This is a genomic window from Pseudomonas sp. NPDC077451 (assembly GCF_044543345.1).
Classification (GTDB): Bacteria; Pseudomonadota; Gammaproteobacteria; order Pseudomonadales; family Pseudomonadaceae; genus Stutzerimonas.
Window position 1 is genome coordinate 49,329 of record NZ_JBITVX010000009.1, and the last position, 20,524, is coordinate 69,852.

The window sequence follows — 20,524 nt, forward strand, 5'->3', positions numbered from 1 at the left end:
GGTAGCTCAGCCCTTCGAAGACGAGTCGAGCCATTGCGCGATGCCTGAGGCATCCATGGGCACGGTCAGCGGAAGCTGCTCGCCCTTCGCATTGATCAGCGTTGGGGTGCCGAGAAACTCCAGGCCACGGAATATCTGGTTGTTGGCGGACAGGCTAGCTTCGCCTGCCTCGCACGCCTCACCCTGTACGGGAAGGCCGGCGGTTGCCTTGGCCCATAGATCGGGTTGTTCGCCGCTGTCACCGCACAGGACCGGGACAACTTTCTTGGCAGAGGCTTCGCCGCCGATGATGCTTACGGGAAATATGTGAATCGAGTAATCGGACTCGAGCTTCTCGAGCTCGCTCTCCAGGCGCTGGCAGTACGGGCAAGACGGGTCCGAAAAGACATAGAGTGGCGTTTTACCGGATGGTGATCTTTGGATTGAATACTTGCCGGACTGCAGTCCCGTTGCTATTGCTTTGCTGACGCGTGCCGGGTCAGCTTCTTTTGGCAGGTCTGGCATTACGGGTGGCACGGATGGTAATTGCTGTGGTTGTGCGTAGGGGGGGCTTACCGCTACTGAGGCAGGCGGTGCCCCTGTGGCTGCGGCGCCGGGGATCGGGGCTTGCACGCCCTTCGTAACGGCAACGTTCAGGGCCAACGCGACAAACACCGCGATTGCTGGAAGCACCGCCCATTTGACTATGTTCTTAGCCACCCGACTGACAGCCCTGCGCTTAAAATGGGCATCAAGCTTCGATTTGAATTGGGTAAATGCAGACGCTGCTAATTGATCGCTACTAAATGATTCGATTTGAATCGCGTCTTCCTCGCGCCCAGTTATCGAAGCAAAGATCGCTCTCTCGGTTTTCCAGACAGACAGGGCACCGGTCAAAGGAAGCTGGGTCAATCTTTGGGCCTCGCCGGTGGCTCCGAAGTGAATTAGAATCGAACCGCCGCCGCTTTTAATTCTGTCGTTCATTTTCATGCGCGCTCCAAGTAAAGTGTTAGTTAACCAGCCCGATCTTCTTTAAATAATGCTCCAGACCGTCTATTGCGTCGTCGACAAACGGCTCAGTTAGCCGGTACCCAGTATCGGCTGCGTAATCCTCCCAAAGCGTTTGGGTGAAAACAGCACTAGACTCGATGAAAGGACCTTTTCGGCCGGTGGTATTAAGTGCATACCACAACTTTCGGTCCATGCCCTTGAGCCATATAAAATATGAGGATGGAAGTTTTCCTATTCCATCAATGGCAGCCTTATGCATGGCGTGGAGCAACGTGCGGGGGTAGGGGTGCTTAACTAACCACTCCTGCACCTCCTCGTGTTGTTTCCACCTGCTGAACTCACTGTCAGTTACTGACAAATCAGGGTAGCCGCGCGCCCCGTTAAAGGTGTGTGTATGGCAGGATCGATTTAACTCATTTAGCAGGTGCAGCGATCGATCTTGCTGTACTTTGCGACCAAACAACCTTGATGCGAAGACGGCAAACAAGGCGCGCTCAATGGGACTCAAGTCGTCAATGGTGGATATTGGAGCACCCAAGTCTTCTTGGAGCAGGCGGCGAGCCTTGTTGCGGTCAAGTTTCCCGTTAATGATGAGCTGGTTCTCAGCAGCCCATTCTTCCGGCGACATTGCACTTCGGTGCTCAGGCGGGTCGACATTTAAAAGGAGCGTTTCGGCGTCCCCATAGTATAGAGATGGTATTATTGCGGGGGAGTGGTGCGACATGATCCATGGCAGAGTCGACACCGTAACCTGTCGCCGCGTAAAGTTAGCTCTATGTTTTCGCGCTATCCATATCGCAACGAGGGTGATCGCAACTGGAATCCATACGAAGAGATAACCAACAGTGTTGGTAACTTTCACAAGCTGTTCAAAGGTAATTCGACTTGGTTGCGCCGCCAGTACCGCAATCTCCGCCTTCCACGAGCTTATGAAAGCAGGCGTATATGCGTGGTCAAATAGGCTCAACAAATCCCAAGACCACTTTAATAGGCTATAACTAATCTTGGCGTGGGAAAAATACCAAAACCCCCATGCTGCGCCGCCCATCATCAGGATCAAGCCTATCCAGACTAAACCCATATCGTCGTGCTTTTGGTTGCTATTGGGCATGGCAGCCTCAGAACGTTAGGGAGTTTTGATAAACTTTCGATATATAACGGTATTTATGCTTCGGCGTTCTAGAGTGATAGTGACCCACGCCATCCCAAAAGCTGCCGTTTGCCTGGTTTATCTCATAACGAAGTATGTAGGCCGCAGCGCGGGCAGACATGCAGAAATCGGATGTAAGCATTTCCTGAGTGACGCCAAACTCTGCCGAAAGCTTATTCACCCAGACGGTATTAATTTGAAAAGGCCCGTGGTCGGTCGTGCCGTTTGTGTTCCGGCTTTCCGTTCCAATTCGTCCACCCTCGGTGAGCCATATCGAGACCAGACCTCTCACCGGCAATGAATACTCGTGTGCGGCTTGGACCATACAGACCGGGACGTTTTGGACCGCTTCGGGGGTGGGGATCATTCGTTGATACCTTGTCCTATCGGTTGTGCTTTGTTCCGTATAATAGCTACACTACGGAAAACGCGCAACAACCTAAGGCGCCCGAACCGGCGGGCGGCAGAGCAAGCCATCTTCGAGGGTCGCAGAATGAACAAGAGTGTGTGCGCGCTGCTGTGCGCGCTTGTACTGGCGGGCTGCAACAGCGAAAGCGAGCCGCCCTCCGCTGGCGAACAAGCCAGCGGCAAGGTCGTTCAGGGTTTCCAGGCGACCTTTTACGAAATGACGGATGCTGGGGATCGATGGCTCGAGCTTGCTATATCCGTTGATGGAGATAAGACGTTTCGGATGCCAGTGTTTTTTTCGGAGAACGGCTCTCTTGTACAGCTCGAGGACGCAGAAGCGCGTGGGCTTATTGACAAATGGCTAAAACAACGCGCGGCAAACATCGCTGCGTTTGGCTCTATTGATGCGAGGATTGGGACTAACACTCCATTTCTAGCTATAGACCGAAACCGACCATAGGTGAAATATGTTGGGTAAAAGTCAGCTGTCTGCTGTTCCGGCTTTCCGAGTTCGGGTTGAAGGGCATTATGTGCCGCTTATCGTCAGTATTTACCTTGAGGACACGGCTCGCAAGAGCGTTCTTGTTCCGGCTGTAATGAATTCCATTGAGCTGGCCTCAAGAATAACCAAGCTCGAAGGGGTTGCCCATGGCCGAATTCGCAGACTCGCTGATATTGAGTTGCTCGGGGGAAAGTATTTGGCGGGCGCGGCGAGGGCTGGGACGGCAATCCTACTTTTGCTTTGCGATAGTCCCGATATTGCAGAGGCGATGATGCGGTACGTCAATGCCCGCTATGACGTCGACCTAGTTAAACATGGCATGGCGTGGACGCATGAAGTGAGGGAAGCTCAATGAAGAAGTATTCGGTTCTTGTTGGAGTCTTAGGCATGGGGTTTGGCCTATTGTTGCTGTTTGTATTTGCGGGGCAGTATTACCAAGGGGCGGAAGTATCGTATCGAGGCGCGATGATTGGAGTAGTTGACATAGTTGTTTCCGCTTGCCTGATCTGGCAAGCCAGAACGGCTGTGTCGAGGCGCGGCTATGATACCTAGCTAGCGCGCAAGCGTCCTTCGACGGAGCCGAAGGCATACTTGCACACAGGAGCGTGTTCGCCCTCTGAGTTGCCTCAGGCTTAAACTAACGTGGGCGCAGGCGTGGACGAGGAATTGAGGGTTCCGGCATGGCGTGCTTCCCGTCAGGCCCAAAGGCATAGGAGATTTTCGTGGCGTGGCCTACCGTGAAGCTCTGATCGGGAGGGCAGAGGCTTCGGTCGTGCAATACGTAGCGATCAGAGTCGACAGCCTGCAATACGTGGTGGTCGGTTACGCCGACGATCACTCCTTCATACAGACGACCGAAGGCCATGCTTGCGTCAGTAGCTGAGGCCTCCGGCGCTAGTTCGGCTAGCTGCGCGTTCAACGTGTCTCGCGACGCTGCGCGCGCAAGGAACGGTTCAACCATCCGCGCTCGTACCCAGGGAAGGCCGTTGTCATCGTAGTCCAGATTATCTCCAACCTTTAGAGCCACTAATACGGGTGGCCCATAGCTTGAACTGTTATCAAATACTTCGGCGTAGTCGGCCTTGCTAACGGCCGAGGGGAGAAGACGCATTGCGCGCTCGTATCGCTCGGCAATCTTTGCCGGATCTACATCGTGCCCGCCCTTAGCGACTCTCAGCCTCACGCGATGCTGGTTTATCGATGGGTCGGATGTTGTCACGAAGATCAATTCGACGGAGAAATTGTTGGCTCTGGCCTCATCGAACAAGGCGAGCTTCCCCGGCGTGGACAAAACGGTTTCGAACGCAAAGGCACGACCGGCCTCGAGCGCGGATCGGCGGCGGGCCTCGGCAAGATTTGCGGCCTCTAAGTTTCGAGCAAACGGATCGGTGATATGCGCCAATTCGACGCGCGAAATGTCGTCTGCATTTATGTAGAGAGTAGGAAATTCTTCGGCTTGTATTAGGCCACTGGTCACCGTGCTTTTGCCCGACCCGTTCGGGCCTGCAAGAACGACCATTCGGGGGAATTCTTCAATCATGCGATGCGGATGCGCTTTTTCAACCTCGAACGGGCTTGGGAGCCGGACTGGAGGTCTCGGAGGTCAATGAGTGGCTCCACCTGATCGCCAGAAACAATGCAGAGGCTCTCCTCCACACGCGTAAGCTGGGAACGCTTCGATAACCCGAGCGCCTCATTTTCCGCAATCGCTTTCATCACCGCATCGCTCATCAGCCGATGGGCACGGTCACGACCAATTGTCTCAATCAATGACTTGCGCATTTGCTTGCCCTCAAAGGTGTATGGCAATTCGATCATACCGCTTCCCCGTTCTGCCAACTACCGCCATGAATCCCCCCTTTGTCGGCCACGTCGCGCAGCTCGCCAGCCATTGAAAATAAGAGCGAATGCGGCAAACACCGCGGTAGCCATGAAGAATAGCCGCTCATCTTGTAGCGCGTTGGCTGGGGAATAAGGTGAAGACGGCAGGGTGAGATAGGACAGGGCGTAGCCAACTAGCGCTAACGAAAAGAGCATTAGGGATGAGAAATGACACGCAAGGGTGGCCTTTTCTTGGCAGCTGGCTTGGCATGCTTCATGTTGGCCTCCAGGGCTCATTGGATTGCTCGCGGCGCGACAAACACAGCAATGCGGAACCTCTACATTCGCGGGCGTCGAGGTTTCGACGGCGTGGCTCGACCGGACGGCGTAGCTGCCGCGAGAATCTGCGCCGCCGTGTTGTCGGCTGTTAGACCTAGGCCCCAGGACTGCTGCACTTTGAAAGCTTGGCCCTCAACTAGCGCGGCAGCGTCGGAATTAGACACGGTGAGCTCCGCGGCGATCTTTGAAGTTACGGCCTCTTCCCATTCTGAATAGCTAGTCATGTCTATCTCTTATCAAATTGGCTGCTAGCTGCGATAGTTCTGATTAACAGTACTGACAAGTGGTGTCAATCCGCCTCGGTGCCACTCTTTGGATGGATTTGAAGCCGCGTATCCCTTAGAAATGCCTGCGCCCGAAGCACCAATGGCGCCTCTAACCGCGGCTAAATCGTTGCGTGTTCGTGCCTAGGGACGTAGGTTGTCATGGTTTGTTGCGCTACGGTCGAAAGGTCGGGGCGCTCTGTCGAGATCCCTTCAATATGGCGAGTAGATACTGATGCTTCTGAGCGGCGCGGAGTACGACGCGTTAGTAAAACTCATGCGCGGGAGTCCGGGTAGCGCTGCGAATCGAGCGGCGAGGCGAGTGCTAGTTGACGGAATCTCGCAAGCTGAAGCAATGCGGGAAACTGGCGTGACCCGCTCAACCGTGAGCGATGCGGTGGCGCGCTATGAGGAGGCAGATAGATTGATTCGACACGCCTATAAGATACAAGGGAGGTGAAGTCTTGTGCGTACGCCTCTAGGGGCGTATATGTGGGTTGCCGAACGCTAAGGGGTAGTTATGAGGTTTGTCGATGCTGGTTTGTGGTGGCTGTTGTCCATAGCCGCCGTGATTGGATGGAAGCTTTTCTGGCATGGTTCTCTCGTAGCCTCTGAGATCGTCGCGACTGGCATTGCCGGGGGGCTGCTGATCTGCGTCTGGATAGTGGGTGCCCAGGTGCTGGGTTCAGCCCTCAGAAAAGGGGAGGCTTACTAAGTGGCGGAAGAGATGAGTAATGATCGCGCTAAGTTTTTAGCAGACTGGCAGAAGGCTCTAGGTGATAAGGACGCTTTACTCAGCGATCCTGAAGGTTACGCTGGCGAACTCACCCTGCGCGCGAAGCGCGCTCGGGAGCAGAGCATAATCAGCAACGATGATCTCAGTGAGTCGCTTGGATGGGTGAATGCCGCGTATGAGTGGGCTTTGGAAGAGCTGCTAAGCCGCGAGCTAGGCCAATGAGATCGTCGTGGCGATACTTGGTGACGTATCCCGGCAACGTTTCTTAGCTATCCAAAGAGGGCGCTGCAGCGGATCTTCAGCGGCTGGAGGGTGGCAGGCCTGACGCATTCCGTATAATGTCTGCAATACAGACTAAAACGGAGGGTTAGCGCATGGCCAAGAAACGGCACCGCGCCGCGGGTAGCGATCAACTCGCTTTCGACTTCGCATTCCAAGAAGCAGTAGACACCATTGAATTGCTCGAGCACGAGCTGACCACTGATGACGACGGGGCATCCATTCATGCAAGCGCACCCACACCAGCCGCTGTCAATCGCGGCCAAGATACTCAGCCCGCAGATGATCCAAACGATCAGAAAACTTCCCGAATTCCACCTTCAAGCATGGAAGATACTGGATCGTTGGGCGTTCAACAGCCCCGAAATGCTGGCCCAGCTGGAGGCCCAGGGGGAGATCGTGCTGATGAGTCGGTTGCTAGACCAGCAAGCAGTCGAGCATCAAGCGCTGATGGACTCGACCCACCAGCTGCAGAACGGCATGACAGAGCACGAGATCTTGGAGATGTGCGAGATCCACACCGAGCTGTAGCTCCGCATGACTACATAATTTCAGCAGCAGATCAGCTGGGGGAGGGCGGCGCCAAGGCGAAATTTAAGGCGAACGTAAGCGCGCTCGAAACGTTGATGCAGCTGCGCGATGAGAATCGACACGCGACGCCGGACGAGCAAGCCGTATTGGTTCGTTACGTCGGTTGGGGCGGTTTGCCGCAGGCATTCGATCCGCGAAATGCTGATTGGACTAAAGAGTACGCGCAGCTCGTCCAGCTGCTAGGACCAGAGGAATACGAGCGGGCACGGAGGTCTACGCAGGACGCCCACTACACGTCCGAGACGGTGATTGCAGGCATATACGAAGGCCTAGAAAGAGCGGGATTTCGGGGCGGTAAAATTCTTGAGCCGTCGTCGGGGATCGGCAATTTTGTAGGCCTAATGCCAGAGCCGATGCGTAGCGCGAGTGCGGTAACCGCCATCGAGCTAGACCCACTGACCTCCGAGATAGCGCGGCATCTGTATCCCTCCGTCTCGCACATCAACAAGGGGTTCCAAGACGTTTCGATTCCGAAAGGCTATTTTGACGCGGTTATCGGCAACCCACCTTTCGGCAACCAGTCGCTCTATGACCCCCACCACCGCGACCTGAGCAGCCTCTCAATCCATAACTACTTCATCGCCAAGTCGCTCGACAAGCTGCGGCCAGGGGGAGTCATGGGGGTGGTCGTCAGCCGTTACTTTATGGACTCCGCTAATCCGACGGCGCGCGAAATCATTGCGGAGCAGGCGGAGCTTTTATGCGCGGTGCGGCTCCCCAACAGTGCCTTCAAACGCAACGCTTTAACAGAAGTCACTACTGACATCGTTTTCTTCCAAAAACTAGAGGCTGGCAGCAAGGCCGCCGATAGAACATGGCTCGATGTCGGCGAAGTACGAGACAGAGAGAGTGGAGAGGCAATATCGATCAATCGGTATTTTGCCGAAAATCCGCAGCAGATGATCGGACACATGGCGATTCAGCATCGCATGCACCGCGATGCTGCGGACTGCATCGCACCTCCCGGCACTGACCTTCGTAGCGCAATCACGACGCGCTTAGCTTCGATTGCGCCACGCTACAGTGCCAGCCATGCGGAAGAGCCTCCCCAAGATGTGAAACCGACGCTCAGTCTGGACCCGCACTTGAAGATCGGCTCGCTGTTCGTCACGCCGGATAGACAGATAGCGAGGCGGCTCCCTGATCTTCTGGACCAGCCCGACTACCAGATTGTGGTCCCGAAAAATGAGCGGTCGGCGGCGCGGATCAAGGGCATGATTGAGGTCCGCAACGCTCTGACTGAGTTGATGCGGGCCGAGCAATCTCCCACTGCGGCCGGCGCAGACATAGACCGGGCGCGCCTTACCTTAAATCACGTCTACGATCGTTTTGTATCTCGGCATGGCCACGTTAGCAGCCAAGCTAACAAGCTGGTAATGGCTGAAGACCCCGAGTACCCACTGCTCAACGCTCTGGAGAGCAACTACGATAAGGGTATCTCCCGTGACGTTGCGCGCAAGCATGGCGTAGAGGCGCGACCGCCATCTGCCGAGAAGGCGGCGATATTTGTAAAACGGGTTATGTCGCCTCGCGTGTCGGTAGAGCGTGTTGATACTGCGAAAGAAGCGCTCGTGGTTTCGATGAATGAAGCCGGTCGCGTTGACCTCGGGCGGATGATGCGACTGACGTCAAAAGCAGAAGCTGACCTTGTGGCCGAGCTGCAGGGTTTGATCTATTTCAATCCCCAGGGGCAGCGATGGGAGACATCCGATCAATACCTCACCGGCAACGTGAAGCGGAAGCTGCAGGAGGCGGAAGCGGCTGCTGAGCACAACCCGAACCTCAACGCTAACGTCGAAGCGCTGCGGTCGGTTCAGCCCCAGGACATCGAGCCCGTCGACATCTCGGTTCAGCTGGGCTCAAGTTGGGTACCTGCGCGTTACGTCGAAGATTTCATTCGGCACACGTTGGGAGACGTGACTCAATCCGTGTCCTACCAGGAGGCGCTGGGGAAATGGATTGTCAAAATCACCGGTGGTGACCATACGACGAATTCCGTCACTTGGGGAACTGACTCGTATCGGGCGCCTGAGCTTATCGAAGCAATCCTGACCAACCGGCCTATTCAGGTAAAAATTGAGATTGGGCGCGACGAGCAGAACCGTCCGATCTACAAGATCGATGATGCAAAGACCGCGGCAGCGAACCAGAAGGCCGACGAAATCAAGCAGGCGTTCTTGGATTGGGTGTGGGAAGACAAAAGCCGGCGAGAACACCTTGCCGACATCTACAACAGCCGATTCAACACGAATGTTCCAGCTCGTTACGACGGGTCCCATCTCGAGCTTCCGGGCGCGTCGCTTGGGATCAGTTTGCGACCGAACCAGAAGGACGGTATCTGGAGAGGCATTCAAGACGGCACAGCACTATTCGATCACGTCGTAGGCGCAGGCAAAACCTACACCTGCATCGGGACAATTATGGAAAGTAAACGCATGGGCCTGATGAACAAGCCCATGCTTGTGGTTCCGAACCATTTGTTACTGCAATGGAAGGACGCTTTCTATTCGCTATACCCGCACGCGAATGTTCTCGTGGCAGAGAAAACGGACTTCAAGAAGGAGAATCGTGAGCGCCTATTCGCGCGCATTGCGACTGGCGATTGGGATGCAGTGGTCGTCGCACATAGTTCTTTCAAAAAGATTGGAATGCCAGCCGATACGTTAAATGAGATTCTCTCGGAGCAGATAAGCGACCTGACTCGCGCCATCTCTGAGTTGAAAGCTGAGAGAGGCGACCGCATCACGATTAAGGAAATGGAAAAAGCGAAGGAGCGCATGAAGGAGAGGCTTGAGCGCAAGGCGGATACCGGCGCGAAGGACAAAGCAGTCGACTTTAGCCAACTTGGTGTTGATGCGTTGTTCGTCGACGAAGCCCAAGAGTTCAAGAATCTTTTCATCACCACAAGTCTTAGCCGAATCTCGGGACTGGGCAATTTGTCCGGTTCTGAAAAAGCGTTCGATCTTTTCGTTAAGTGCCGCTATCTACAGAAGAACAATGACGGGCGCGGCGTCTTCTTCGCGACCGGAACGCCACTAAGCAATACTATCGCTGAGCTTTACACCATGCAGCGATATCTTCAGTACGACGAATTGAAGGCGAGAGGCATAGTGCATTTCGATGCATGGGCCAGTACGTTCGGGCAAGTAGTGACCGGATGGGAGCTTGATGCTACCGGCGTAAACTACAAACTAAATAGCCGTTTCTCAAAGTTTCAAAACGTCCCTGAGCTTACCTCGATGTATCGCACGTTCGCGGACGTAATCACCAAGGCTGACCTTGATCGTCAGGCAGAAGAGCGTGGAACACGTTTTCCAGTTCCAAAAATGAAGGATGGCAAGCCACAAAACATCATCGTTGATCGAACAGAGGCGCAGGCAACCTATATGGGTGTTCAAACCCTTGTCGCAGACGATCAGGGCCAGCCAGTCATCCGGCCCGACGGAATGCCAATCCGACAGTGGAACGCCGGCTCAATCATCCACCGGATGGAGAACTTGCCGGATGATCCGAGGATCGATAACCCGCTGAAAATCACCAACGATGCTCGTAAGGCCGGTTTGGATTTCAGGCTTATCGATCCGGAGGCAGCGGACGAGCCCCAGACTAAGATCAATGTGGCGATCGAGAACATTCTTAGGCTCTATTACGAGTGGAGCACCGATCGCGGCACTCAACTCGTCTTCTGCGACTTATCGACACCAAAAGCTAAGAAGCAAACGTCTCTAACGCCCAGCGGTGCGGCTGAAGATGGTGACGACGTTCCGGCGCTTTCAATGGATGAGATCTTGGCCGGAAGCGCTAAATTCAGCGTGTACGACGATATCAAAGCGAAGCTACTAGCGAGAGGCATTCCCGAAAGCGAAGTGCGCTTCATCCATGACGCGACTACCGATCTGCAGAAATCGAAGCTCTTCGACGAGATGAACCGGGGCGACGTGCGGATTCTGCTCGGCTCAACAGCCAAGATGGGGGCAGGCACCAACGTCCAGCGCCGGTTGGTGGCCCTACACCACCTCGATGCGCCTTGGAGGCCTAGCGACCTTGAGCAGCGGGAGGGGCGCATCCTGCGGCAAGGTAACGCCCTGTATGAGCGTGATCCGGACAACTTTCAGATTGAGGTACTTCGGTACGCGACTAAGCAAACGTATGACAGCAGGATGTGGCAGACCATTGAGTACAAGGCGGCGGGGATTGAACAGTTTCGCAAAGGCGACAGCCTTCAAAGGGTGATTGAGGATGTGGCCGGAGAAGCTGCAAATGCGGCCGAGATGAAGGCAGCAGCAACCGGCAACCCTCTGATCTTCTTGCAGGTCCAGCTGTCCTCCGACCTCAAGAAGCTCGAGGCTTTGTATTCCAACCATAAGCGGAACCTCCATTCCCTTGAACGGCGGATAGAGTGGCTATCCTCGGCTGACGAGCGAGCAGACAAGGCTGTTCAGCGCTGGACCAAAGAAATCGACCGGCGGAATGCGGCAGCGACACCCGACTTTAAGTTCGTGGCGGGAGGGCGGACCTATGGAAGCGACGACAAGCCGGCGCTAGTAAACCGATTTGCCTCAGTGATGAAAGAGGCGCATCAGATGAAGACGGCGTCACCTTGGGAAGCGCCCCGGCTTGTAGACGTCGGAGAGTACCGCGGCTTTAAGGTGCAAGTGTCGGTGCATTTAGATACCGCACGGTTCACCGTCTTTGGCCATGACAGTTACGAGCCGGACAATATGCGCTACTCCAAGGACGACAGCTTTAGCCTCAACGGATTTATCAATCGGATGGACAATTTCCTAGATAAATTCGAAGCGTGGCGTGCCGCAGCGGAGCACGGGCGACACCGCGAGAAAGAAGAGCTCCAGAAAGCCGTGGCTGAGAAAGCCAAGCCGTTCTCTCAACAGGCGCGCCTGGAAGCTCTGCGTCAGGACGTGCGCGACGTCATGTCCGAGTTGAAAATTATGCAAGGCGATCCGGAGTACGTGTCCACATGGAAACCTAGTAGCCAGCAACAAAATGACCAGAGCCGGTACAGGGCTAAAGCCGCTAGCTAGTGGTAGTTACCATCGATCTGACGTCAGCAAGAACTTAGCGGCCGGTGTTGCGTGTACGCCTCTAGGGGCGTACATTAGCCGAATCATGCACATGCCCCTCTTTCGGGAACTTGGAGGAAATTGTGATGGGCCTCATCAAAACATGGTCTTTGGTCATCGTTGGAACAGGAATCGGGGTGTGGCTGGGCTTGAACTTTCCGCCCATTTAAGTGCGACGGCCATCGAAGAAAGCATGCCGCCGTGAAGAGCAGCCGAGTCGGCATGCACCAGACAGCTTAAGGAACGTGACGATGAAAGTGCGAAAGCCGGAGCCGGACGACAAACGCGAAATGGCAGGGCGCATGTACGAGGCGTGCGATTTACAAATGGCCATTGAAGGCGGGCACCTGAAGACCGTGGATGATGTTCTCGTGTGGGCCAAAGAGTCTGCCAGCGGCCTGCAGGCATTGATGGAGCTGCCCGTATGGGTCATTAACGATAATGCTTGCGTCGATATCAAAGCGTCTATTCAACACAACGTTCTGTCAGCAGACACCAACAAGCAGGGATAGCAGCTTTCCCAGGGCGATAGGCAAATATTTGGAGGTGATATGAAGCATCCAGCACTCGGCGTTGCTGCGGCAACCCGCCAGATAATGACCACGATCTATATCCTTGCATTTGTTGCGGGAGCCGCACTTGCAACGGCGTTGGCGTGGCAGTTTTTCTCTGATGGCTTGGTATTGCTGGGCATCTCAGCTGCCGGAGTTTTCTACTACACCGCTTGCTTGGCGATATGCGTAACGCTCCTGCGGGTAGTCAAGCCGCTGCGCCCGAAGGCGAAATATCTGGGCGCTTTCGCGTTCGGCGTAGCGTATGTATTTATCGTCGGGCTAGGCGATTTCACGCGGCTATCGAGTCGTGCCGAGGAGATGCTTACTGTCGCGGGCTTGGCGTTGACTTGGCTAATACCGTCAGTTGTGACTCTATTTTTCGGAACGATGGCCTATCTCGAACGGCATCAGCCGTAATAGCGGTAGTAGTCATTAGCGGGCCCGCCATCTTTTTTGGGCTTTCGCAGAGACGATAGGAACCTGAAAACTCATTAGGAGAGGCCAATGAAACGCTACCTTATATGCTCTGCCGACGAGTCGGTTGCGGACTTTCACCCGCGGGCGGTGCTCGCAGGAAATGAAGAAGAAGCCGCGCGCAAATACCTTCGCGTTGTGCATTCAAAGGATAAAACATTCCGAGAGTCTGTTCTGGATCTTGCTGCGAACATGACGTTCGTTGAGCGCTTCTATCTCGCATCGAGCCAGGAGCAAGATCGATTTAACAAGACTGGCACCACGGGAACGGAAGAGGAAATCATTAAGGCCAGAGTGAGGGCTTTCTTCGCGGCTCGCGCTGATCTAGGTGAAAGGTTCGTCCGTTACATGGATACGGAGGATCAGACATTGGTCGACGACGAGATATTCGAGTACATAGCCGTGAATGAAAAGGCCAGCAACCACGGCTTTGTTGTTCTAGATCCGGACGAAGTACCAGTGGTAGCGGCATAACCGCCATTTGATATTGGAATTTTGAGACGATGAACGAAGCCGAGTTGACCAAGGTTGCGACCAAGCTACGGAAAGCCCCATGAATAAACAAATTGCGAAGGGTGAAACCGAGTTCTTCGACAACCTCACCATCCATCTTGCTGAAAGACAGTTGGGATTGGGCTGGAAGGACGCATGGGCGCTTCGACTGAGCGATTTAGGTGAAAAGAATCGCCTCCCTCGCGGGTTTATTGGCCAAGTTACCAAAGGCGAGCACCGCGAGGTTGCTACTTGCAAACTGTTCGGGCCGGACGGTCAGCCTGTCCGCTGGCTACCTGCTAGTAGCTGATCGCCCCCTGATCTGCAAAAGCGATGGGAGCCAAAGGGGCTGATAGTGTTGTTCCTACAATTGAATCGCTTCAAGAGCGTTACCGGCAGTCCGCCAAAAAGCCACCAGTTAAGGGAAAACTTACATGGCACGCGAAGTGACGATAGGTTTGGCGTCAGCACTTGCTGTGCTGCTAGGTGTCGAGCTTTTTTTTCCAGGGTCCTTCGTAATGGCGTGGTGGTAGAGGAAAGACACGTTGGGCCAAGTGCCGGAGGCGTGCAAAGCAGCAGGTTTCGACGGCTCCTGCACCTTGGTTGAGTTCATCAAAGCCCGTCTTCAACCAAAGTAGGAAAACAATGGCTACCGTTTTTTTGGTAATGGCGACAGCCAGGGTCTATGCCCATAAGCAGCCTATACCGCTGCGTGTTTTTGAAGACTGCGCGGAGGCTGAGGGTTGGCGGGACAAACTCATCGACTATCACATTAACCCGCCTGAACAACCTACCGGGGATAGTGATGAAGCATGGGTCGATTATCACGACCAGCTCAAGACATGGCGTGCGGGCCATCCAGCCGGTGCAGTCGCGGCAGATTACCAACATTTTGGGGTTTACGAATTGCCCTTTGGATTGTAGGAAAACCGAAACGGCGTAACCCCAGCCGGCTTCGCCCAACGAACAGATGGCTGCACGGAATAAAGATTGACACAAAAGATTAAAGTTTGACACAACCTATTATAGTTTGACACAACACGTAACCCCCTGTAGATAAAGAGGTTTCGTGTTTTTGGCTAAGCCGTTTGTCAGGCGCTGCCGCCTCGGTTTTTTTCAGGAGTAGTCTGGAGAGCCCTTCGACACGAGTGCTTGGTAGCCCGTGTTTTCCTAGAACTATTTTCTCGCCGAATGAAGGGAGCGGTCCGGACGGACTGAGGAGGAAGGGTGCGAGGTCGTAGGTTTGCTTCAAATCAGGATATTGAACGGCACATCGCCAATGGTTTTGGAGCAGGCGCCGGAGCTGAGTACGTGCCTTGGTTACGTGTTCAGGATGTCCCTTCGATGGGGCGTTCCTGGAAAATCCAAGGAGTTAAGATTGATCGAATTCATCACCTCTTATCCGATCTTGAACGGGCGTACTTTTTACTCTGTGAGTTTTCAGAGGACGTAGTAGACATTCGCGAGCAGTATCCCCTTCTGCCATTGGACAGCACCCAGGCAATTGCCAGAGCTTTCGGTGTTCGGTATCCAAGGTACAAAAACAATTCTGTTCCGCTCGTAATGACCACTGACTTTCTGCTCACCGTTAAGCAGCCAAACGGGGACCTCAAGTCCGTTGCCAGGACGATCAAATATCAGCAAGACCTTGAAGGCAACGGCTGTGCTCGCACCTTGGAGAAGCTAGAGGTCGAGCGACGGTTCTGGATGAGCCAAGGCGTAGATTGGAGCATCGTAACAGAGGAGCTGTTTACGCCTAATTTGATCCTGAATCTCGTATTTCTTCGCAAATACGCCAAATTGCCTCGCGCCCTGATGGATGTGTCGCTGCATGCGGATTTTATCGAGATTCTCGAGTCGATAAAGGTTTGCCCATGGTCAACTTCAGAGAGTTTGAGAAAAATTGGTCACCGGCTGTCTATACCTTATAGCGATGCTCGTGACATTTTCCTTAATTTGATCTGGCGCAAAGTCATAAGGCTCGACTTAGCGAGCGCGCCTTTATATCTCAAATCACCACTTCCAGATTTCAGTGTTGTTTATCCCACTGAAATGTTCACACTGAACGAGAAGTCATCATGAAAATTTCAGTTAATGATGTCTTTGAGCCTGTCACAGAACTCTCCGTGCTATCTACTATGGCGAGAGCAATTCACCTCGACGAGAAGAGCGACGCGCTGGTTGTCATGGATCTGACGGAACCTCCCAAGAAGCCCTATTCGATTGGCCTGGAGGAATTCAGGAGTTCTTTGGTATCGGGCGATACAAAGCCTGTAGTGATGGCAGTACCAAAATTTCTATTGGTTTTGGAAGAAGATCTCGATGAGAGCGCGAGGCGCGATAGGGATCAAAAATGGGCTTTGATTGCGCCATTTTTGGATCCGGCCTATCCAGGGCAAATATTCGTTCATGGTGAGATGGGCCGGTTGGTAGGTGATCGCGCCGCTGAAGTGGGCGTGCAGCGTAAGACGCTATATCGTTTGTTGTATCGATACTGGTTTTACGGCCAAGTAAGAAATGCGCTTCTTAAAAATTATTCTGCTGTTGGTGTTGGGAATCGTAACTACTCTGCTGATAAACGGCCGGGACGAAAACCTAAATATCAAGGGTTGCTAGTCTCACCTGCCAAATTACTAAGCGATATTGACAAGCGGTGTATCCGGGTGTCTTACGCGCTTTACGCTAAGAACAAGAAAGCGACCATTATCAGCGCTTACGACAAAATGCTTGAGAAATACTATTCCGAGAAGCAGCTTTCCAAAAATCCCGAAAGTAAAGTTCGATTGCTTCCTCAATCTGAAATTCCGACATTCAACCAGTTTGATTACTGGGGAAAGCAATTTTTCGATGACATCGAAACTGATCGTGGACGTAAGGGCGTGACGAAGTGGCTAAAGGATTGCCGCCCATTATCTGTACCGGCTTGCAATCGAAAACGGCCGTGCTCGCAATCAGCGCAATTTCCGGCTCAGATTAACTGCGACTGACGGAGCCGTCTGGCTCAGATTATTTGCGAGCGAGCTTGCATTCAGCCGCGCCGGCTTGCATTCCATCGTTCCCTACTCACATTAACTGCAACTAGCCCCGTCTTTAGAGGTGGTAAAGATGCCGATGATGGCCATGGTGTTCTCCTTTCGGATTCATGGTCGCGCCCATCGCGTCCTTGTTGTGAGCCGATCGGCGGGTGAGGGCCGAACGCACTGCCAATGCAGCCGAAACGTAGAGAAGGACCTTGAGCTCCGAACAATTTGTTGCGCGAGAAAGCCGCTCGCCGGCGGGGAAAATGTTCGGTGGGAACGGTTGTGGGCCCAGGTCCGATCCCGCCAGGATTCACGACGACTCAAGGACGCATGGCTGACCGGCCGGACAGGAGTATTGGCCGACTCTAAACACCAGTCGTAGGCGCTGGAATCTCGCGACATGCGTAGCCCTTGCTTGGCGAAAAATATTCCCGATCGCCGAGCGCTCGATCTGACATTCGTCGTTCGGTATAGTAAAGAGTGCAGACCAGGCAGATAGGGGCGCCGGTAGCTTAAGGCCAAACCAGAGACGAGCCGCGCGAATGCTCGCCGAGGACCCGGTTTTCAAGCGCATGAGCTTATTTGACCGCGACGGAAACTTGGTCTCCTCAAGCCACGCGGATGAACCGCAAAAACTCCCTGCGGGTTGGCTGTCGCAACTGCGCGAACACACGGGTAGAAGTGCCCCGGCCAGGCGCGGAGGCTTCGATGAGCGCGGATCGGACATCTTGTCCTAACGGTCGACCCCGCCAGCGGGGGCTTCGTCAGCACCGCGCTGCAATTGCCGGCAGGGCTCTGGGACAACCATCTGCGTCTGGTCTGAAAGCGTTCAAGTATCGCAGCGGTACGCCGACATAAGGGGGCGAACGAACGGTCATTTGGCTGACCGCTCGCTCAATCTTGCGTATGACTCAAGCGCCCCCCTTTCGATACGAGACCGCCCAGATGCTCTTGAAAAAATCCCTGCGCGCTCAGCTGCTCACACTGATCGGCGGCAGCCTGTTGGTGATATTGCTGATCGCCTTCGCCAGTTTTTCCTTCTTGTCGGATGACATTTCCAAGTATCAACAACTACTCAAGGGTCCGATCGAAACGTCGCGCCTGATCGACGAAGCCAACGTGGAATTCAAAGTGCAGGTGCAGGAGTGGAAGAACGTCTTGCTGCGTGGCAAATCACCTGAAGCCTTGAGCAAGTACTGGCAAAGCTTCGAGAACCAGGAACGAAAGGTCCAGGACATCCTGGGCAGACTCGTTGAGCGAAGCGAGCACAACCCTGCCCTGTCAAAGCAGCTCCGCGACCTGCACGAGGAGCACCGGCGCCTCGGCGCCGCCTACCGCGCGGGCCGTGCGGCCTACATCGCCGGCGGAAACGATCCATTCGCCGGCGACGAGGCGGTTCAAGGCATCGACCGTGCCACCAGCGAACAGCTCAGTGGTTTGGTCATCCAGCAGCGCGATTCGGCGCTGCATCGTTCGGAAACCATCAGCGAAGCCGCAGATCGTAAAATAGTCGTCGGCTCGTTGGTAATGCTAGCCGCTGGCGTTTTCATCGCCTTGCTCAGCCTATGGTTGGTAAACCGCAATCTGATCGCCCCCATCCGTCACCTGATCGACCACATCGCCAAGCTCAGCCAGGGCGACTTTGCACAGCGCGTCGATGCGTCCCGTGCTGACGAATTGGGACGTCTGGCAGTTGCCGCGAATATCCTGCGTGACTTCCTTGCCGATACGTTCACCCTCCTGCAACGCAACACCTCGGACCTGGACAGCGCCAGTGGTGAATTGAGCGCCATCGCCGCACTGATGGGCCAAGGCACTCGCGAGCAGTTCTCGCGCACCGATCAGGTCGCTACCGCCATGCATGAAATGTCCGCTACGGCGCAGGAAGTCGCCCGTCACGCCGCCGAAGCCGCGCGTGCAGCGGATGCGGCCGATCATTCGGCGCAGCAGGGTGAGACCATGATGCGTTCGACTATCCAGACCATTACCCACATGCGCGGCGAGATCAGCAACACCGCCGAGGTAATACGCCGTCTGGAGACCGATAGCGGTCGCATTGGCAAGGTGCTGGAAGTTATTCGCGGCATCGCCGACCAGACCAATCTGCTGGCGCTAAACGCAGCCATCGAAGCCGCCCGCGCGGGCGATGCCGGACGCGGGTTTGCCGTCGTTGCCGACGAGGTGCGCACGCTGGCCAGGCGCACCGCCGACTCCACCGCTGAAATTCATCAGATTATCGACACGGTGCAGACCGGCGCGGTGGATGCGGTGCGTGCGATTGAAAATGGACAAACCCGCAGCAACGAAGGTGTCGAACAGGTTACGGAAGCGGGCAGCATGCTTCAGCGCATCACCCAAGAAGTCGAAGCGATCCGCGACATGAACCGTCAGATCGCTACCGCTGCCGAAGAGCAGACGTCCGTGGCGGAAGATATCTCGCGCAATCTGACCGAAATTACCGCCATCGCCACCACCAACCAGGACAATGTCGAGCGTACCGAGGCAGCCAGCCAGAACCTGCATACGCTGTCGGCCCAGCTCAGCGAAGTGACGCACCGCCTCGCGGGCTGACACAGGCTCTGCTCCGGCCCTAGATGATCGGTGTCACCACGTTGCTAGGTCCGACTCATCCGAGTTCGAGGGAGTTGGGGCAGGGCCGATCAACATGGCTTGTCTCGTGCTTGGTCGATTCGTTCCTGCATCGCCTGCATGACTTCTCGTGGGTGTACGACTTGGCGTTGGGGTCGTCGGCCTCACGGAGAGCTTCTTCGACCTCGCGGGTCATCCGCTCATATTCTTCTGGCCACAGCGCTTGCTCCATGCGCAGCGACGCCTGCCCCAGTAGGTGCAGACCGAACAGACGCATGTCATTGGTGGCGATGACGTGCTCTCGAATCCGCACCTGGATCACCTCATCGCCAGTTGATGCAGCTTCAACAGGTCGGTGCGCAGTTGCGGAGGCCCGCCGTCTGCGTTGTCACTCAATCGCCGCGCAGCTCGTCCACGGCATCGACTGCCCGCAGCAGTGCGGTGGTATCGAAACTCTCGGGAGTCAGTTCGTTCCAATCGTCGTCGGTGATGCTGATTGTCATGTAGCTTCTTTCCTTGTCCTGGGCAGACCCCGGCGTTACAGGCCAAGCTCGCTATGCGATCCGAGACGCACGAGTTGCAGCACGGCGTCATCCGGCTTGCGGTAAATCAACACCAGGTCGGGCTTGATGTGACAGTCCCGGTGGTCTTTCCAGTCGCCGGTGAGGGCGTGGTCACGGTGCTTCTCGGCCAGAGGCTGGTTATTCGCCAGGGCTGTGACGACGGCAATGAAATCGCTCGCCAGCGTCTGACGATGCGGGCCTTTGGCTTCGCGTTTATAATCGCGTTTGAACCGGCTGGTCTGTTCAATCGTCCGCATTCAGATCCGCCATCAGATCCTCGACGGAAGCGAACGACTTCAAGCCGCCACGGCGCGCTTCCTTCATCGCCTCGATGGTGGTGGCGTTCGGAATCAGCGGCTCGAACGGCAAGGCTTTCTCGCGGGCGACTCGGGTCAACATGATGCGGAAGGCGTCAGACACGGTGAGTCCCATCGCTGCCAGCACGACGGTCGCCTCTTCCTTGATGTGCTCGTCGATACGGGCACGGACTACAGCATTTGCGGACATGGTTTGATCCTCCAGATTGATGAGCTACATTGTAGCTCAATCCTTCCAGGAGTGCACCCAGCACACCTCGCCAGAGGCGTCTATCAAACGTAGGTTTGTTGGACGGCAGGCGGGAGTGCGGTCGCCCTGCGCCAAAACCGCATCGTCTGCATCCAGCAACAGTTT

General features: G+C 55.0%; 21 protein-coding genes and 1 pseudogene. 14 read left to right on the top strand and 8 right to left on the bottom strand.

Annotated elements, in window-relative coordinates; translation table 11 throughout:
* Nucleotides 1–6: 6 nt before the first annotated feature.
* The 3 genes from ACIGHL_RS15160 to ACIGHL_RS15170 are packed head-to-tail and all read right to left on the bottom strand — an operon-like array spanning nt 7 to nt 2,507.
* Nucleotides 7–969 (bottom strand): DsbC family protein, encoded by a 963-nt coding sequence (locus ACIGHL_RS15160; RefSeq protein WP_312937509.1) that lies wholly within the window; start codon nt 967–969, stop codon nt 7–9.
* Nucleotides 970–988: 19 nt separating this feature from the next.
* The gene (locus ACIGHL_RS15165) at nt 989–2,101 is read right to left on the bottom strand and encodes a secretion/conjugation apparatus DotM-related subunit (RefSeq protein ID WP_312937508.1); all 1,113 of its coding nucleotides are present in this window, start codon (nt 2,099–2,101) and stop codon (nt 989–991) included.
* Nucleotides 2,102–2,108: 7 nt separating this feature from the next.
* Nucleotides 2,109–2,507, bottom strand: coding sequence for a lytic transglycosylase domain-containing protein (locus tag ACIGHL_RS15170; RefSeq protein WP_312937507.1), 399 nt, complete (start codon nt 2,505–2,507; stop codon nt 2,109–2,111).
* 126 nt (nt 2,508–2,633) lie between these two features.
* On the opposite strand from ACIGHL_RS15170, the gene ACIGHL_RS15175 reads away from it, so the two are divergent.
* Both ACIGHL_RS15175 and ACIGHL_RS15180 read left to right on the top strand, forming a co-directional pair.
* Nucleotides 2,634–3,008 carry a hypothetical protein gene (locus ACIGHL_RS15175; RefSeq protein ID WP_499176513.1) on the top strand — a complete coding sequence of 125 codons (375 nt, stop codon included), beginning with the start codon at nt 2,634–2,636 and terminating at the stop codon, nt 3,006–3,008.
* Nucleotides 3,009–3,015: 7 nt separating this feature from the next.
* On the top strand, nt 3,016–3,405 hold the full coding sequence (locus ACIGHL_RS15180) for a hypothetical protein (protein ID WP_499176512.1): 390 nt from the start codon (nt 3,016–3,018) through the stop codon (nt 3,403–3,405).
* A gap of 282 nt (nt 3,406–3,687) precedes the next feature.
* Here the strand turns inward: ACIGHL_RS15180 and ACIGHL_RS15185 are convergent, their stop codons facing one another.
* Both ACIGHL_RS15185 and ACIGHL_RS15190 read right to left on the bottom strand, forming a co-directional pair.
* Nucleotides 3,688–4,590, bottom strand: coding sequence for an ATPase (locus ACIGHL_RS15185; RefSeq protein WP_312937504.1), 903 nt, complete (start codon nt 4,588–4,590; stop codon nt 3,688–3,690).
* Complete coding sequence (locus ACIGHL_RS15190) at nt 4,587–4,868, bottom strand: hypothetical protein (RefSeq protein ID WP_312937503.1); 282 nt, start codon at nt 4,866–4,868, stop codon at nt 4,587–4,589. The genes ACIGHL_RS15185 and ACIGHL_RS15190 overlap by 4 nt, the downstream gene beginning before the upstream one ends.
* A gap of 882 nt (nt 4,869–5,750) precedes the next feature.
* On the opposite strand from ACIGHL_RS15190, the gene ACIGHL_RS15195 reads away from it, so the two are divergent.
* From ACIGHL_RS15195 to ACIGHL_RS15250, 12 genes and pseudogenes are all read left to right on the top strand, one after another.
* A complete protein-coding gene (locus tag ACIGHL_RS15195; protein WP_500137055.1) occupies nt 5,751–5,933 on the top strand; it encodes a TrfB-related DNA-binding protein in 183 nt (60 codons plus the stop codon).
* Between the two features lie 267 nt (nt 5,934–6,200).
* Nucleotides 6,201–6,431, top strand: coding sequence for a hypothetical protein (locus ACIGHL_RS15200; RefSeq protein ID WP_312937501.1), 231 nt, complete (start codon nt 6,201–6,203; stop codon nt 6,429–6,431).
* Between the two features lie 282 nt (nt 6,432–6,713).
* Nucleotides 6,714–7,019 (top strand): hypothetical protein, encoded by a 306-nt coding sequence (locus ACIGHL_RS15205; protein WP_499176508.1) that lies wholly within the window; start codon nt 6,714–6,716, stop codon nt 7,017–7,019.
* 95 nt (nt 7,020–7,114) lie between these two features.
* A complete protein-coding gene (locus ACIGHL_RS15210; RefSeq protein ID WP_312937499.1) occupies nt 7,115–12,121 on the top strand; it encodes a helicase-like domain-containing protein in 5,007 nt (1,668 codons plus the stop codon).
* Between the two features lie 290 nt (nt 12,122–12,411).
* Complete coding sequence (locus ACIGHL_RS15215; protein ID WP_499176506.1) at nt 12,412–12,672, top strand: hypothetical protein; 261 nt, start codon at nt 12,412–12,414, stop codon at nt 12,670–12,672.
* A gap of 39 nt (nt 12,673–12,711) precedes the next feature.
* Nucleotides 12,712–13,131 (top strand): hypothetical protein, encoded by a 420-nt coding sequence (locus ACIGHL_RS15220; RefSeq protein WP_499176504.1) that lies wholly within the window; start codon nt 12,712–12,714, stop codon nt 13,129–13,131.
* An 87-nt stretch (nt 13,132–13,218) separates the two neighbouring features.
* The gene (locus ACIGHL_RS15225; protein ID WP_499176502.1) at nt 13,219–13,662 is read left to right on the top strand and encodes a hypothetical protein; all 444 of its coding nucleotides are present in this window, start codon (nt 13,219–13,221) and stop codon (nt 13,660–13,662) included.
* A 79-nt stretch (nt 13,663–13,741) separates the two neighbouring features.
* Nucleotides 13,742–13,990, top strand: a complete 249-nt coding sequence (locus ACIGHL_RS15230) for a hypothetical protein (RefSeq protein ID WP_483475365.1) — start codon at nt 13,742–13,744, stop codon at nt 13,988–13,990.
* A 335-nt stretch (nt 13,991–14,325) separates the two neighbouring features.
* Nucleotides 14,326–14,604: a hypothetical protein gene (locus ACIGHL_RS15235; RefSeq protein ID WP_312937572.1), complete on the top strand. Its 279-nt coding sequence runs from the start codon at nt 14,326–14,328 to the stop codon at nt 14,602–14,604.
* A gap of 303 nt (nt 14,605–14,907) precedes the next feature.
* Nucleotides 14,908–15,762, top strand: a complete 855-nt coding sequence (locus tag ACIGHL_RS15240; RefSeq protein WP_212626168.1) for a TnsA endonuclease N-terminal domain-containing protein — start codon at nt 14,908–14,910, stop codon at nt 15,760–15,762.
* Nucleotides 15,759–16,631 (top strand): annotated as a pseudogene (locus ACIGHL_RS15245) (transposase); the annotation flags it as partial. The gene ACIGHL_RS15240 and the pseudogene ACIGHL_RS15245, both read left to right, overlap by 4 nt.
* A gap of 1,014 nt (nt 16,632–17,645) precedes the next feature.
* On the top strand, nt 17,646–19,271 hold the full coding sequence (locus ACIGHL_RS15250; protein WP_020301382.1) for a methyl-accepting chemotaxis protein: 1,626 nt from the start codon (nt 17,646–17,648) through the stop codon (nt 19,269–19,271).
* A 55-nt stretch (nt 19,272–19,326) separates the two neighbouring features.
* Here the strand turns inward: ACIGHL_RS15250 and ACIGHL_RS15255 are convergent, their stop codons facing one another.
* The 3 genes from ACIGHL_RS15255 to ACIGHL_RS15265 form a co-directional block, all read right to left on the bottom strand.
* Nucleotides 19,327–19,602, bottom strand: coding sequence for a hypothetical protein (locus ACIGHL_RS15255; protein ID WP_020301383.1), 276 nt, complete (start codon nt 19,600–19,602; stop codon nt 19,327–19,329).
* 225 nt (nt 19,603–19,827) lie between these two features.
* Nucleotides 19,828–20,109 carry a type II toxin-antitoxin system YafQ family toxin gene (locus tag ACIGHL_RS15260; protein ID WP_011282522.1) on the bottom strand — a complete coding sequence of 94 codons (282 nt, stop codon included), beginning with the start codon at nt 20,107–20,109 and terminating at the stop codon, nt 19,828–19,830.
* A complete protein-coding gene (locus ACIGHL_RS15265; RefSeq protein WP_020303033.1) occupies nt 20,096–20,359 on the bottom strand; it encodes a type II toxin-antitoxin system RelB/DinJ family antitoxin in 264 nt (87 codons plus the stop codon). The genes ACIGHL_RS15260 and ACIGHL_RS15265 overlap by 14 nt, the downstream gene beginning before the upstream one ends.
* Nucleotides 20,360–20,524 lie beyond the last annotated feature (165 nt).

Coding starts and splice junctions, on each gene's coding strand:
- ACIGHL_RS15160 (WP_312937509.1), bottom strand. CDS start 969: ATGAAAATGAACGACAGAATTAAAAGCGGCGGCGGTTCGATTCTAATT.
- ACIGHL_RS15165 (WP_312937508.1), bottom strand. CDS start 2,101: ATGCCCAATAGCAACCAAAAGCACGACGATATGGGTTTAGTCTGGATA.
- ACIGHL_RS15170 (WP_312937507.1), bottom strand. CDS start 2,507: ATGATCCCCACCCCCGAAGCGGTCCAAAACGTCCCGGTCTGTATGGTC.
- ACIGHL_RS15175 (WP_499176513.1), top strand. CDS start 2,634: ATGAACAAGAGTGTGTGCGCGCTGCTGTGCGCGCTTGTACTGGCGGGC.
- ACIGHL_RS15180 (WP_499176512.1), top strand. CDS start 3,016: ATGTTGGGTAAAAGTCAGCTGTCTGCTGTTCCGGCTTTCCGAGTTCGG.
- ACIGHL_RS15185 (WP_312937504.1), bottom strand. CDS start 4,590: ATGATTGAAGAATTCCCCCGAATGGTCGTTCTTGCAGGCCCGAACGGG.
- ACIGHL_RS15190 (WP_312937503.1), bottom strand. CDS start 4,868: ATGATCGAATTGCCATACACCTTTGAGGGCAAGCAAATGCGCAAGTCA.
- ACIGHL_RS15195 (WP_500137055.1), top strand. CDS start 5,751: ATGCGCGGGAGTCCGGGTAGCGCTGCGAATCGAGCGGCGAGGCGAGTG.
- ACIGHL_RS15200 (WP_312937501.1), top strand. CDS start 6,201: ATGAGTAATGATCGCGCTAAGTTTTTAGCAGACTGGCAGAAGGCTCTA.
- ACIGHL_RS15205 (WP_499176508.1), top strand. CDS start 6,714: ATGCAAGCGCACCCACACCAGCCGCTGTCAATCGCGGCCAAGATACTC.
- ACIGHL_RS15210 (WP_312937499.1), top strand. CDS start 7,115: ATGCAGCTGCGCGATGAGAATCGACACGCGACGCCGGACGAGCAAGCC.
- ACIGHL_RS15215 (WP_499176506.1), top strand. CDS start 12,412: ATGAAAGTGCGAAAGCCGGAGCCGGACGACAAACGCGAAATGGCAGGG.
- ACIGHL_RS15220 (WP_499176504.1), top strand. CDS start 12,712: ATGAAGCATCCAGCACTCGGCGTTGCTGCGGCAACCCGCCAGATAATG.
- ACIGHL_RS15225 (WP_499176502.1), top strand. CDS start 13,219: ATGAAACGCTACCTTATATGCTCTGCCGACGAGTCGGTTGCGGACTTT.
- ACIGHL_RS15230 (WP_483475365.1), top strand. CDS start 13,742: ATGAATAAACAAATTGCGAAGGGTGAAACCGAGTTCTTCGACAACCTC.
- ACIGHL_RS15235 (WP_312937572.1), top strand. CDS start 14,326: ATGGCTACCGTTTTTTTGGTAATGGCGACAGCCAGGGTCTATGCCCAT.
- ACIGHL_RS15250 (WP_020301382.1), top strand. CDS start 17,646: ATGCTCTTGAAAAAATCCCTGCGCGCTCAGCTGCTCACACTGATCGGC.
- ACIGHL_RS15260 (WP_011282522.1), bottom strand. CDS start 20,109: ATGCGGACGATTGAACAGACCAGCCGGTTCAAACGCGATTATAAACGC.
- ACIGHL_RS15265 (WP_020303033.1), bottom strand. CDS start 20,359: ATGTCCGCAAATGCTGTAGTCCGTGCCCGTATCGACGAGCACATCAAG.